Source organism: Clostridium pacaense (genome assembly GCF_020709765.2).
In the GTDB taxonomy this organism is placed as follows: Bacteria; Bacillota; Clostridia; order Lachnospirales; family Lachnospiraceae; genus Enterocloster; species Enterocloster hominis.
In genome coordinates, this window is the sequence record NZ_JAJFEB020000068.1 from 1 (window position 1) to 495 (window position 495).

The 495-nt window shown below is 40.4% G+C and carries 1 protein-coding gene; it reads left to right on the forward strand.

The genetic code is table 11. The annotated features are described in order from the left end of the window. Window positions 1–24: 24 nt before the first annotated feature. Window positions 25–495 (forward strand): reverse transcriptase domain-containing protein (locus LK536_RS58495; protein ID WP_506092302.1); only part of this gene is annotated, 471 nt, incomplete at its 3' end.

Sequence of the window (495 nt, forward strand, 5' to 3'; positions counted from 1 at the left end):
CAATCAATCAGAAACCGAACCTATATGCCAAAACCAGTACGTAGAGTTTATATTCCAAAAGATAATGGAAAGCAAAGGCCACTAGGAATACCAACGGTCTTAGACAGAGTAATACAACAAGCTATTGCTCAGCCCATTATAGAGATTTACGAAGAAATATTCAGTGAGTATAGTTATGGTTTCAGACCACGGAGAAGTTGTCATGATGCCATAAAGCAAGCATTGGAATATCTGAACGAGGGATATGAATGGGTAATAGACATTGATATAGAGAAATTCTTTGATAAAGTAAACCACGACAAGTTGATTCAGATTCTTAGAGAACAAGTTAACGACAGCACCACATTGAACCTAATTCGGAAATATCTAAAAGCGGGAGTGATGGAGAATGGGCTGGAGCAAGCAACAATGACCGGAGTACCGCAAGGCGGCCCCTTGTCAGTCGTGCTATCCAATGTGTATCTTGACAAGTTAGATAAAGAACTGGAGCAGAGG